At 33.6% G+C, this 12,946-nt stretch carries 10 protein-coding genes; 6 read left to right on the top strand and 4 right to left on the bottom strand.

Features of this window, described 5'->3' with window-relative positions; all coding sequences use genetic code 11:
- Positions 1–74 precede the first annotated feature (74 nt).
- Positions 75–1,847 (top strand): OmpL47-type beta-barrel domain-containing protein, encoded by a 1,773-nt coding sequence (locus tag A8B35_RS21235; RefSeq protein ID WP_075603973.1) that lies wholly within the window; start codon positions 75–77, stop codon positions 1,845–1,847.
- A gap of 131 nt (positions 1,848–1,978) precedes the next feature.
- Here A8B35_RS21235 and map read toward each other — a convergent pair whose 3' ends face one another.
- Entirely contained in the window at positions 1,979–2,758 is a 780-nt protein-coding gene (map, locus tag A8B35_RS21230) for a type I methionyl aminopeptidase (protein WP_075603972.1), read from the bottom strand.
- A gap of 264 nt (positions 2,759–3,022) precedes the next feature.
- Here map and A8B35_RS21225 point away from each other — a divergent pair, with 264 nt between their 5' ends.
- Entirely contained in the window at positions 3,023–4,447 is a 1,425-nt protein-coding gene (locus A8B35_RS21225; protein WP_075603971.1) for an MATE family efflux transporter, read from the top strand.
- Positions 4,448–4,963: 516 nt separating this feature from the next.
- Entirely contained in the window at positions 4,964–5,902 is a 939-nt protein-coding gene (locus A8B35_RS21220; RefSeq protein WP_075603970.1) for an alpha/beta fold hydrolase, read from the top strand.
- Between the two features lie 457 nt (positions 5,903–6,359).
- Here A8B35_RS21220 and A8B35_RS21215 read toward each other — a convergent pair whose 3' ends face one another.
- The 3 genes from A8B35_RS21215 to A8B35_RS21205 are packed head-to-tail and all read right to left on the bottom strand — an operon-like array spanning position 6,360 to position 8,916.
- Positions 6,360–6,986 carry a CDP-alcohol phosphatidyltransferase family protein gene (locus A8B35_RS21215; protein WP_075603969.1) on the bottom strand — a complete coding sequence of 209 codons (627 nt, stop codon included), beginning with the start codon at positions 6,984–6,986 and terminating at the stop codon, positions 6,360–6,362.
- A complete protein-coding gene (locus A8B35_RS21210) occupies positions 6,979–8,118 on the bottom strand; it encodes a pyridoxal phosphate-dependent aminotransferase (RefSeq protein ID WP_222844201.1) in 1,140 nt (379 codons plus the stop codon). Before A8B35_RS21210 ends, A8B35_RS21215 begins: the two co-directional genes overlap by 8 nt.
- A complete protein-coding gene (locus A8B35_RS21205) occupies positions 8,119–8,916 on the bottom strand; it encodes a phosphocholine cytidylyltransferase family protein (protein ID WP_075603968.1) in 798 nt (265 codons plus the stop codon).
- A 626-nt stretch (positions 8,917–9,542) separates the two neighbouring features.
- Between A8B35_RS21205 and A8B35_RS21200 the strand changes: the two genes are divergently transcribed.
- The 3 genes from A8B35_RS21200 to A8B35_RS21190 all read left to right on the top strand — a co-directional run bounded on the left by A8B35_RS21200 (position 9,543) and on the right by A8B35_RS21190 (position 12,215).
- Positions 9,543–10,130, top strand: coding sequence for a hypothetical protein (locus A8B35_RS21200; protein WP_075603967.1), 588 nt, complete (start codon positions 9,543–9,545; stop codon positions 10,128–10,130).
- A gap of 261 nt (positions 10,131–10,391) precedes the next feature.
- The gene (locus A8B35_RS21195) at positions 10,392–10,820 is read left to right on the top strand and encodes a VOC family protein (RefSeq protein WP_075603966.1); all 429 of its coding nucleotides are present in this window, start codon (positions 10,392–10,394) and stop codon (positions 10,818–10,820) included.
- Positions 10,821–11,084: 264 nt separating this feature from the next.
- Positions 11,085–12,215: an ATP-binding protein gene (locus A8B35_RS21190; protein ID WP_075603965.1), complete on the top strand. Its 1,131-nt coding sequence runs from the start codon at positions 11,085–11,087 to the stop codon at positions 12,213–12,215.
- Positions 12,216–12,946: the final 731 nt, after the last annotated feature.

The following is a 12,946-nucleotide window of genomic DNA, read 5'->3' as shown; positions in this document are numbered from 1 at the left end:
CACATAATTAATTTTAAAAAACCATCTGGCAATTTCACACACATTGCTAGTTAATTATTGATATTCTAAGTTCTATGAAAAACATCCTACTAGTAGCAATACTATTATTTGCTGCTCATACTGCTAGCTACTCTCAAGTGCAGTTGAACCATCCACAAAAAATGTGGCGCAATAAAAATGGCCGTCTATTTGCCAATAAGCATCAAAGCATGTATTTGATGCTTTCAACATCACCAGGAACTACTGGAGACACAGAGCAACTTGAAAGCGAAAGCGGACCTAAATATGCCAATCCTTTTTATTTTGATTCCGAAGGTTTAAATACAATTAGAACACCTTCACAAGTAGATCCTGAAACAAAAGAATTGGTCTATCCTATTAAAGATGTTGTTTTTGAAGTGTATGCAGATGGAATTGCTCCTCAAACTAAAAGTTACTTTACAAATGCAAAAAAGCATACATATAGCGATACGGTATATTATAGCAATGGCTTGAAAATAAGCTTTAGTACTTACGATAAAACTTCGGGTACTGAGGCAACTTACTACAGTATTAATGCTGAACCATATCAGATTTATGAAGATACTTTAGTTATTAAAACCGAAGGGAAATATGAGTTAAAATATTATAGTATTGATCATGTTGGTAACATAGAGTTAGTGCAGAAGAGGTTATTTATTATTGATACCTCTGCTCCTGTAGTAAGTTGGAAAATGCATGGTGATGTAGCTGGAAAAATTGTTTCGGCAAGATCTAAGATTGAATTAATTGCCCTAGACACAGGTTCTGGACTTAGAAAAATTCAGTATCAACTAAATGAAAATGAAATTAAAACCTACAAACAACCCATTGCCTTGAGTACAATTAACTCAGGTAAACATGAGTTTAAATTCTGGGCCGTAGACAATGTTGGAAATCAATCGAGCAATAATGATAGTGCAAACTCAAGTGCGGGTTCTGAAATTGCTACATTCTCTTTTGTAATTGATTACGACCCGCCAGAAGCTTCAGTAGAAATTATAAATGATAGCTATAAGGGAAAATACATCTATGTATCAGAACGAAGTTTGTGTAAATTAGATGCAAAAGACAACCAATTGGTAATAAGCAAAATTATATATGGGCCCAATAAGTTAGAGATGGATAAAACCTATTCTGATCCTTTCGCTTTTGATCATACATTAAAATCGCAAACCATATATTATCAATCGTTTGATGTGGTTGAAAACCATTCAAACGTTGGTCAATTATCTGTAATTTCAGATACTGAAGCACCTACTTCAGGTATTGATTTTGAAGGTAATATATTCTTTAATCGGGATACCCTTTTTATTAATAAAAATACCAAAGTAAAGCTGTTTGCTCAGGATGCAGGCTCAGGCGTTAAAAGTACGGAGTACCAAATTAATGATACAGAATTTATTGAAGGTAAAGAGTTCACCATACAAGAAGATGGTTGGCATACTATCAAGTTCTTTTCAATAGATAATGTGAACAATAAAGAAACCCTTAAGGAAAGCGGGGTTTATGTTGATAATATTGGCCCTGAAATTTTTATTAATTGTAGTATAAAACCCACACGTCAAGAACAGTTCGAAGGAAAAACAATTAATGTGTATCCTCCATTTATTAAACTTTATATTGGTGCAACAGACAAAAACTGTGGTACTGAGAGTATTTATTACAGCATTGATAACGGAGAAAAGAAAAACTATGCAAGTAATGGATCACCTGCTCATATGGAGTTATTTAAGCAAGAAAAGGTATATAGTGTAAGTGTTGAAGCAAAAGATAAATTAGGCAATATTGAGCAGAAAACACTTCAGTTTAAAGTTGCTAAGCATTAGTCCTTATTGTGTAATAGTTTAATAGTGAACTCTACGTGATTTTAATAATATAATCACAATAAAAAAGGAAAGCTCAAAACCGTTAGGCTTTGAGCTTTCCTTTTTTTCAGTTGCCAATGCGGCATTACTCCTTATTTAAATATATCGTACTCTCCTACATCGGTTAATATCTCCGATCCTGTTTCTGTAATCAATACTGTATGTTCAAACTGTGCCGATAGTTTACCATCGATGGTTCTAGCAGTCCAACCATCATTTTTATCAATATTAGCTTTAGGCTTGCCTAAGTTAATCATTGGTTCAATGGTAAAAATCATACCTGGTTTCATTAAAGCACCCGATCCTCTTGGAGCACTATGCTCTACCTGAGGCTCCTCGTGAAACTCTAATCCAATACCATGACCACAAAACTCATACACTACACTGTATTTATTCTTCTTGGCAAACTGATCAATCGCATAACCAATATTCCCAAACTTATTATTAGGTCTTACCTCATCAATACCCAAATAAAGTGCTTCTTCTGTATCCTCAACCAATTTAGCAGCTTCCTCAGAAATATTTCCAATGGTAAACATGGTGCTTGTATCGCCATAATAACCATCTAAAATTGTGGTAACGTCAATGTTCAAAATATCCCCTTCTTTAAGAATAGTTTTATCGTTAGGAATACCATGACAGATTACATCGTTTAAAGAAATACAACACGATTTTGGATAACCATGATACCCAAGAGTAGCAGGTATTGCCCCATTATCACGCATATATTCTTCAATTAATTTATCTAATTTGTTGGTGTTAACCCCTTCTTTAACAAAGTCACTAATATACTTAAGTGTATTACCAGCCAACTGAGAGCTTTTACGTATCCCCGCAATTTGCTCCGCATTTTTTATTATTATCTCTTCCATTTAAATCTCCTTCTAAATATAATATGCCAAGGATACTGTAATAATATCATTTAGCTTTATAGAAACGCAAAGATAGTTATATAGTTTTGTGTTGACATATGTTTTAAGTCAGATTGTACTTATTTTGGTATTGATAAACAGCCTGAAGCTATTAAAACCAATATAATACAAACCTATTCTGACGCACAAAGAATAAAATTAGGAAGGCCTTACTCCTGCTTAAACTCATAATTACCAAGCTATTTTTTTGTATTTTTGCGGCTTATGAATAAAGCAATAGATTTAACTAAAGGGCCGATATTTAAGCAACTGTTCAGCCTTGCAATTCCTATTATTGGCACTTCGCTAATGCAAATGGCGTACAACTTAACCGATATGATTTGGTTAGGTCAGCTGGGTAGCGATGCGGTTGCGTCTGTTGGTTCTGCAGGTTTTTACGTTTGGCTTGGTATGTCAATTCTGCTTATAACGCGCATTGGTGCAGAAATTGGTGTATCGCAATCTTTAGGTAAACAGGATAAAGAAAAAGCAGGTAAATTTGCTAGGCATTCCTTGTTCTGGGCACTAGTATTATCAACCGCCATAATGCTGATTGCTTTAATATTTACCCCCGAGCTTATTAGTGTATTTCGCTTATCAGAAGGTGTAGTTGAAAACGGTTCTATCAGTTATTTACGCATTGTTTCGTTGGGCTTTATTTTCACCTTTATCAATCCTACTTTTCAGGGTATTTATAATGGTGTCGGCAATAGCAGACTTCCGTTTTACTATCTATTGGTGGGTTTAGGACTAAATATGATATTAGACCCTTTACTGATTTTTGGTTTTGGCTTTATTCCGGAACTAGGAATAGAAGGTGCAGCTACGGCAACCGTTATTGCTCAATTGGTGGTTTTTATCATTTTCATGATCCGCTTTGTGTGGAAGAAAGAGATTATGGATCCGCAACTGAAACACTTTAAGTTGTGCCGAGATATTACCAAATCTATATTTAAGTTAGGGTCTCCGATTGCTGCCGAGAGTAGTCTGTTTGCTATTTTTGCATTAATCCTAGCGCGCATGATTACCCAATGGGGCGATACGCCCATTGCAGTGCAGAGTGTCGGTGCTCAAATAGAGGCACTTTCGTGGATGACATCATCGGGCTTTGCTACGGCATTGGGAAGTTTTACAGGCCAGAATTACGGAGCTGGTAATTGGGACAGAATAAAGAAAGGATATCTTACCACAATTGGTATTGGCGTGGTTTTAGGTGGGATAATAACGCTTGCTTTCTTATTTTTAGGAGAGCCTATTTTCTCCCTCTTCTTAAAAGAAACCACTGCTTTGGCAATGGGTGTTCATTATCTTAAAATCCTTGCTATATCTCAAATATTCATGATTCTTGAAATAATAACGCGTGGCGCCTTTAATGGCATTGGAAAAACCGTGCCCCCATCGCTTGTTGGTATCATATTTACAGGAGCCCGAGTACCTGCTGCGCTTATACTTTCATCGGAAAAGCTATTAGGCATGTTTGGTATCTGGTGGGCCATTAGTTTGTCAAGTATAATTAAAGGCCTGGTATTAATGACTTGGTATTTAATTGTACTGAAGAAACATAATTCCGGTTCATCGGGCTTAAAGAGTAAGCTGATTAGTTGTATTCCGAATAGATTACGACAACAAATTAGAATTGAACAGGAGTAATAAATATGTATCATGCATTAATTGCACATTTCAATACGCATATTTACATAATTTAGTATTATTATAAATTAGCTTACCTCCTTAAATTAACGTAGACAAACTTCTGCCCTAAATCTATTTTTTTCTATTTTCGTTAACTAAAGAAAAACAACAAGTTAAACCCTAACCATGATTATACTTCGCAGCGGCTAAAAGAGCACATACAACTTCATATACTTAGTAGTAATCAATATTACTTAAAGAGCTGTTTCCACACTCCCTATAGTACTAAATATTCAATACCCTATACACTATAATTGACACATATTATGTATTAAAAAAAAAGGAAACTATAGTTTACAACTTAATGGTTTGAATTTAGTTCGCAGAAGCTTTTCCTCTGCTGATATAAATAATAAATCTACAATCAAAACAAAGATTTGGCTCTATGATAGGTTGAAGGCTTGCTTTTTAAACCAATCAAAAGGCCATTATTAAAGTCATTACACACAATTTATACCCTAAATTAAACAAACAATGAAAAACAAGCGTAAAAAGAGATTTCTGATCATTTTATTAATTATCATATCTCCAGTAGTAGTATTAAAAACCTATTTTGGAGTAGAAAATGCTATTTATGAAGATAGTATTGGAAAAATGAATTTGGAAGGTAAGCTGATTAATAGTTTGGTGGATAGTAAAGTACTGAATCAAGATGGATATGATATACATTATTATGTATCAGGCAAAAAAAATAGCGATCTGATTGTGTTTCTACATCCTGCATATTCAGACCATAGGGCATTTGACCAACAGATAGACTTTTTTGCTGAAAATTATCGGACAATAACTATCGATTTAATTGGTCATGGGTTATCAAAGACTAATGAGTCGCAAGATAAATTAGATGCTTCTTCTAGACACATTGCTAAAATTATTGAACTTGAAGGTTACGATAGTGCTCACTTTGTAGGGGTATCTCTAGGATCATGGATTGCTCAATATTTTGCGCTCAATAATCCCGAAAAGGTAAAGTCGTTAACTGCTCTTGGTGGTTATGATATAAATAAGAAAAGCGACATTAGTGCATCTGTAAATATTGGGATGATTATACGCACAATATTCTCAATTAAATCGCTCAGACAGAAAGCGGCTGAGATGTGCTGTGGAACTGAAAAAGGGAAAGCCTTATTCTATAATACTGCTAGTTATTACGAAAGAAAATCAGCTATGGTTATGCCTGGAATTATAAAAATAATGCAGGATAGAGAAAGAACTGAAACCCGTTTTCGTACGTTAATATTAACTGGTGAATACGACCTTGATTCTAATAAAAAAATGGCGACAGAGTGGGACTCGAAATTAACCAATAGTAAACTATCTATATTAAGTGGCGCAGGCCATTGTGCTAATATTGATAAGCCTCAAGAATTTAATGAAATAGTTGAAACATTCTTGAACGAAATCAATAACTAAGTACAGCAATCCGATAAAGCATAAGCATCATCTAATATTAGAAAGTATCGTGGATTCATGCAGTCCTCCAATATTTTCATTTGAGTTTTGAAAGAACAAAGTTTAAAACTCAAATTCGGCTCTATTGTGTTTTAGGTTGGTTTGAGAATTATCAGACCAATCTAGGACCCCTTTGCCTCTGGCCAAGGAACACGCCTAAGCTATGCACCTCTCTATAGTTTGGGCGCACATACTTTTATTTACTAAGCACAGTATAGAGTACGGTGTTTATTGGTTGGCACTAAACTTCGGCTAGCAATGCCAAACCACCGATTTGGCTTTAGAAATAAAACACTAAAACAAATCAGTGATTTGGCTTCATGAAAGTTTGAAAGGTCTGATTTGTGAAATCGCCATACACTTCATTTGGCTAACCTTTGGCTTTCATACAGAACATACTTCAAATCAATAATTGAAACTATAAAAGCCAAATATATATACAAGTAAGCGCCAAAACATATATGTCCAAAACATAAACCCACTTACCTCCTAATTTTACCGTTGGGATTGAGGATAAATTTAGTGCCGATAGAAACATCATAAGTGCATATATTATTAAAGAAAAGGTGCTTGTTTTAAAGAAGCCCTCAAATAAGAATACAAATGCCAAAATAAGTACATTATTATCAAGAGGGAAACCTTTATAGGTTTTGCTATCGATAAGCCCATATACATTAAAGTAGCTTAGCCGAATAGCACTAGATGCAACAATTATAAATGCACCAGGTATAAACCAAACATTGTAATTTCCGTAACTTAAAAGTAGGATAGCAGGCAAAATACCAAAACTTACAATATCAATCATAGAATCAAGCTGAGCGCCAAATTCACCCTGTACCTTCGTTCGTCCTTTCAGTTTACGTGCAATAATACCATCATACCAATCGAACAGCACAGCCCACAAAACCGCTACTATTGCAGCTGAAAAATTTTCTTGTATGGCAAAATAAATTCCTATTACGGCACTTAATAAACCTAATAGAGAACAAATATTTGGCAAATCGATGATAAAGCTGAATACACTTTTTTGTTTGATACTATTCATACATCACCTCCTTTAGTGCAGCAATTAGTTTATTATTTTCTTCCTGAGTTCTACTGGCAATACGTATATACCGGTGGGCATCGGGTTGGGTTTTTCCAACACTATCTTTGATGTAAATATTGTGCTTAATAAATAAACGCTTTACCACTTCAGGGCCACTTATAGCCGCATCTGGCAAACGGCAATAAATGTAGTTAGCATCGGGTTTAAAAACGTTCATTCCTTCAATGGAACACAACTGGTCGTAAAAAATATCTCTATCTACTTTTACTTTATTGCAACTCGCCTTAAACTCCTGTTTATATTGGGGTAATATCCTTAAAAATTCTTCGGCAAAACCATTGATGTTCCAAATGTGTATGCCATCTCTAACCTTTTTTGCAAAATCGGCATTTGCTGTTAACATGTAACCAATTCTCAATCCACAAATACCAAAGGCTTTACTCATACTTTTTAGAATTGCCATATTAGGATATTTGTCAATGTCTTGCTCTAGACTTATCTGCTCATTATTATCAGCAAAATCCAGAAAAGATTCATCAATAATAAGCATGCAATTGCTTGGTTCTAGCTTTTTAGCTAATCTAATCAAATCGTTTTTTGGAACTAACATCGATGTAGGATTATTGGGCGTAACCACAACAGCCATATCGGCACCAACTTTTATTGCTTCATCGGCAAATTTATCTACATCAAGTTGTAAGGATGGAAATTCAAGGGGGAATTCAACAGCCTTGCCTTCAGGGGCTGCATTCACATATTCATTAAATGAGGGAACAGGAACTATAATTTTCTTTGCTAAACTTCCTGAAAGTATTTTTATAATTTCGGCAGCGCCATTTCCTACTATAATTCTTTCTGATTGTTGGTTAATAATGCAGCCAATTAGTTCGGCAAGTGCATCTTGTGCCATTGGATAATTCAGAACAAGGTTGTGAATATTATCTTTTAAATGACTAAAAATTTCCTTGGGTGGGAAATATAAGTTATACAAATAAGCATGATCGGTAAAGTGGTGCCTATAATAGCCACCATGCTGCTTTGATATGTATTCGTATTTTTCTTCTTGCGTATTGTATTTATTCTCCATTGTATTTTTATGCTTCATTACTTCTTGTGTTCCTTCTTTCAATTATACTATTGAATTTTCGTGCCTAACAACCTTTTGCTCTGGCACAGGAAATAACAATTCAGCTTTTGCCAAATCTTCAATAGTGTCGATTTCGTACCACGGTTTGTGGTCGAAGGAAACCGAGTTAAGAGAGAGGCTTTTACTATCAACCATTTCAGAAAAAACGGTTTCGTAATAACAGTTCACATCACCTGCTTCTATATATTGGTTTAAACGCTTAACAATAGCCTGCCACGATTGAAGCGAAAAGCTATATATATTAACGGTTTTATACCTAATATCAGAATAGGAATCGCTAGTTCCTTGTTGAAATTGTGTAACCATATTTGTTTGGTCGATAGACACTGTGGTGCCGTTTAACCAAGGTTGCATTAAAGCAACAGCCATCCTATCAGGATAAACCATATCATCAAGTAAGGTAGAACTCAATACCAAATCGCTTTCAAATAAAACAAAGGGCTCATTGATAATATTTTTAGCCATCCAAAGCGAATAAATATTATTGGTTGTTTTATATAGTGGACTGTGAATATATTCAATATTCAAGTCTCCCGATTTATCTCCAAGATAATCAACAATGCATTTTTGTTCGTGGCCTGTTACAATTACCAATCGTTTAAACCCTTGCTTTTTTAGGTTGGTAACCAGTCGGGCGAGAATAGATTTTTCATTAACAAGAGTAAGGCATTTTGGAGAGCTTTTAGTTAGAGGAAAAAGGCGACTTCCAGTACCAGCAGCAAGAAGCAATGCCGTGGTAATACGTTCTGTACCACAACAATTGTTTATATCAGTATTCATGTAAAGATGTATTGATATCATCGAAATAAACTAAACACCCTTAAGGCATTCAGCGCACTAAGTATTAGTACTCCAATGTTGGGACCATTACTGATAATTCAACTATAAGTATGAAGTCTGCTGATGTAGTATTTTCTGCTTCCTAAGCTTATCAACAAAAATGATAGTGAATGATTGATACTAAAAGATTAGTAATCCGTTTGTAAAGGTACTCTATTAAATAGCAGTAACTAATGTTCGAACTTTTTTATTTTATCATGCTGTTATAAAGCAACGTAACATACGTTGCTCCCAACTCGAGCTCATGGCCATGCTCTAATAAGTCTACACCTCTGCCACTACACATTGAGTGCCGCTTATGGTAGCACCCACCTATACATAATTTAGCATTGTTATAAATTAAGCACCCAACTTAAACTAGCAACGATAAAGCAGTGCCCAAAGGCTTATTTTTTCTATTTTAGTTAACTAAAGAAAAACAATATCTAAAACCCTAACCATGATTATACTGCACAGTGGCTAAAATAACAAACGAAATTTCATAACATTAATAGTTAGACTACTATAAAGATTTACCCCATAAATGATGGGATACAGATAAGTAGTAGGGCATATAAAAACAATACATGAGAAGAACAATTAGCATATTTTTATTCATTACAGTTTTACTTTCGTGTAACGGTGATAAAGAAGAGGCGGCAAAATACTATAATGACCTTAATAAGATTTATTTAGAGTTTGAATCAAATCGTAAACAAGCTATTTCAGAAGGTAATCAGTTACTAAAAGCAAAATTCAATTCTTCAGCAAATATTGATTCTACAAATTATTTCAGATTAAAAAAGCAGTATAAACAAATAGAAAACTCTTGTAGGAATAATATTGAGAAGATTGAATCGATTGGTCCATTTCAACAAGATTCAAGTTTAATGTTTAAGGCAATTGAACTTTATTCATTTTCTGCATCAATATTTAAGCATGAATTCCCAGAATATATTGAATCTATAGAAAATGACTATATAGACCATAAAACTGAAGAAAATATTAAAAAAGCTTTGTTGAAATTTGTTGTGGTGCAGAAAGACTTAATAAGTACAGAAATAAAATTTCAACATGAATATAAACTTGATATTATGTTAGAAGCTTTAGAGAAAGCATATTTAGAGCATGTTAGAAATATTGAGAAAGCTAAACAAATGATTAAAAAAAGTTAGGGGAATCTACATTATTAAATAAAATACCCCCTACAACACGCCAGTATAAAGCATTTGGCGTTTATTAACACCTAGTTGTTAAGTTTGGTAATTGAATACCGCCAAATCTTTGATTTGGCTTTAGAAATGAAAAGATAAAAACAAATAAAAGATTTGACTCGGCAGGATTTCGGAAGGTTGGTTTCGTTCAATAGCCAATCGCTTCATCCAGTCAACATTAGCTTCCATGTCAAACCAAAAATAAACCTTATTTTATTATATATGAAACCCATAATTGACCATATTCAGATCACCGTAAAGGACATAAATGTAGCTGAAAAATTCTACGACCAATTTCTACAGATTTTAGGATTCAATATTAAGAATAAAGTAAAAGCATTTATTGAAGAAAATGACTTTCATGTAATTGAATATACTCATGAGTTGTTAGCATTTGCGATAACCTCGCCTCGAGAAGCTTTTAAGAATGATTCTATAAACAGACGAAAACCTGGAGCATTACATCATTTAGCATTTAAAGCAAGTTCACGGTCAGAAGTGGATAATGCATACCTTAAATTGCGTGAAATAGGTGCTGAAATAGTTTCTAGACCTCAAATTCATAAGGAATACAGTGAAAATTATTATGCCTTATATTTTAAAGACACTGAAAATATAAAATATGAGATTGTTTGTACAAACAAAGAATAGTACAACAATTTCTCAAATAAACGCATACACATCTTAAACACTTAAGCAAAACCTAACAATCTATGAAACAACAAACGTCAGCTTAAATTATAAAGTATCGTGGATTAATACAGGCCACCAATATTTTCATTTGTATCCAGAAAGGAGTAAGTTTAAACAATAATAAAAATGTTGGCTCTATGGTAGTTTGGTGGTTTGGATTTTCAAATTGCTTATAGCTTCATCCAATCAACGTTATGGACAACCAAAAAAAACAGAAACAGCATGAAGTTATATAATGAGATATTAAATTTAATTCATTCTAAAAGAGAAGGCTCTTATTGGGACTTTAAAGCTATTCCACATGAAAACAATGCATCTCTTTTACATGATATCTTATCATTAGCAAATTGCAATCACAATGGGGATAGATTTTTGATTATTGGCGTATCAGACCCAGATAAAGGATGCAAAATCGTTGGTTTGAAAAAACAACAGATAAACAGAAAGAATCAGCCAGGTCTTGTTGACCTACTAAGAACTAAGAAATTTGCAGGAGACTTAAGACCTGAAATAGAACTTACAACATTGATTATTGAAGAAAATGAAATCGACGTTATTAAAATCATTAATACTCCAAATAAACCATACTATTTAACCGAAGACTTTAGAGACAAAGAAAAAAATGTAAAAGCCAATTATATTTACACTAGAATACAAGACACAAATACACCAATTGATAAATCGGCTGATATATACCATGTTGAAAAAATGTGGAAGGAAAGATTTGGCATAGATATATCACCGCTTAATAGAATGAAATATTTACTTCAAAAACCTAATGAGTGGTTTAAAGATTTAGGGAATAAAAATTATTCCTATCACAAGCAATTTCCTGAATTTAGAATTGAATTCTCAGAGTTAGAAAAAATACATGAATCCTACAGTTTCCTATATACAAATCCTAATTCATACCTTGGAACTGCAACATTTAAGTTTCATTCAACAACACTTTTCGAACTTGAATATCTAACCGTCGATGAAATGCGACTTTATATTGGTGCCCCTAATTCTCATTGTATCAGAAATGACAGAAATAAAGATTTTTACTATTACTTTGATTTATCAGAACTGGAGGGTATTTTTCACACATTCTTAACTAATGGCGAAATAGAAAAATCAGCAAGAGGAGACAAGTGCCCATTTTTATTCTTCCGAAATAAGTTTGAACAAGAACAATTTGATGAATATTTCATAAGGAATGAGGAGGATATAAAACAAAAAGAACCAAGTGCATTATGGGTTCGAGCGGATAAAGTAATGAAAAACCATGGTTATAATTATCCAATAAATCCTATCTCGCTTATGAAAATAAGACAAGCGTATGATGACTGGAAAATTCTAATTAAAAGATAAATGGCGGCCCATAATCTAGTAGATGACCAGTAAGCTAATCGCCCTTGTTACAATCCACAATATAAGACTCAGGCAATAAATCAGAATCAAACCTATAAATATTCAATATAAGGTAAACACCAATCTTTCGTATGGTTTATTAAGAATTGAATTATTCTTTTCTGATAAAGAGATGGCAATAATAAATAACAGAGTTAAGAAAACTTTTTAAAAAGCACTCTATTCCAATTCGTCCAAATTGAATATATAAGCGAGTTGTTGATAAGTATAAAGACCTACAAGCCCAAGATTTTGAAAGACAACAACAGATGAAGTGTGAATTTTCTTAACTTAATTAAATTGACCGCAAGAGTCCTCTACCCTCTAATTCTTAATATATATTTCCTTAAGCTTAAAATATATTAGCTCCTACTCCGCAAACATTATCTCAAGCTCAAAATACATCTCCTCCCTCTCCGCATATAAAAACTCCTACTTAATATACATCATCTTGCCTTCCGTATATATTTTCTCCTGCTTAATATATATTAGCTCGTCCTCCGCAAATATTATCTCGAGTTCAAAATACACTTCCTCCTCCTCCGCATACAAAAACTCTTACTTAAAATACATAATCTCGTCTTCCATATATTTTCTCCTGTTTAATATACATTTTCTCTTCTTCCGCATACATTTTCTCATTTTTACCGGATGAAGTTGTTTAAAGTTGTCTGGAAATTTCGAGAGTGACT

The organism is Saccharicrinis aurantiacus (genome assembly GCF_001660705.2).
Lineage (GTDB): Bacteria > Bacteroidota > Bacteroidia > Bacteroidales > Marinilabiliaceae > Saccharicrinis > Saccharicrinis aurantiacus.
The sequence above is the reverse complement of the archived record's forward strand: the minus strand, read 5'-3'. Positions and strand labels throughout refer to the sequence as shown.

Coding starts and splice junctions, on each gene's coding strand:
- map (WP_075603972.1), bottom strand. CDS start 2,758: ATGGAAGAGATAATAATAAAAAATGCGGAGCAAATTGCGGGGATACGT.
- A8B35_RS21205 (WP_075603968.1), bottom strand. CDS start 8,916: ATGAATACTGATATAAACAATTGTTGTGGTACAGAACGTATTACCACG.
- A8B35_RS21195 (WP_075603966.1), top strand. CDS start 10,392: ATGAAACCCATAATTGACCATATTCAGATCACCGTAAAGGACATAAAT.
- A8B35_RS21215 (WP_075603969.1), bottom strand. CDS start 6,986: ATGAATAGTATCAAACAAAAAAGTGTATTCAGCTTTATCATCGATTTG.
- A8B35_RS21200 (WP_075603967.1), top strand. CDS start 9,543: ATGAGAAGAACAATTAGCATATTTTTATTCATTACAGTTTTACTTTCG.
- A8B35_RS21235 (WP_075603973.1), top strand. CDS start 75: ATGAAAAACATCCTACTAGTAGCAATACTATTATTTGCTGCTCATACT.
- A8B35_RS21190 (WP_075603965.1), top strand. CDS start 11,085: ATGAAGTTATATAATGAGATATTAAATTTAATTCATTCTAAAAGAGAA.
- A8B35_RS21225 (WP_075603971.1), top strand. CDS start 3,023: ATGAATAAAGCAATAGATTTAACTAAAGGGCCGATATTTAAGCAACTG.
- A8B35_RS21220 (WP_075603970.1), top strand. CDS start 4,964: ATGAAAAACAAGCGTAAAAAGAGATTTCTGATCATTTTATTAATTATC.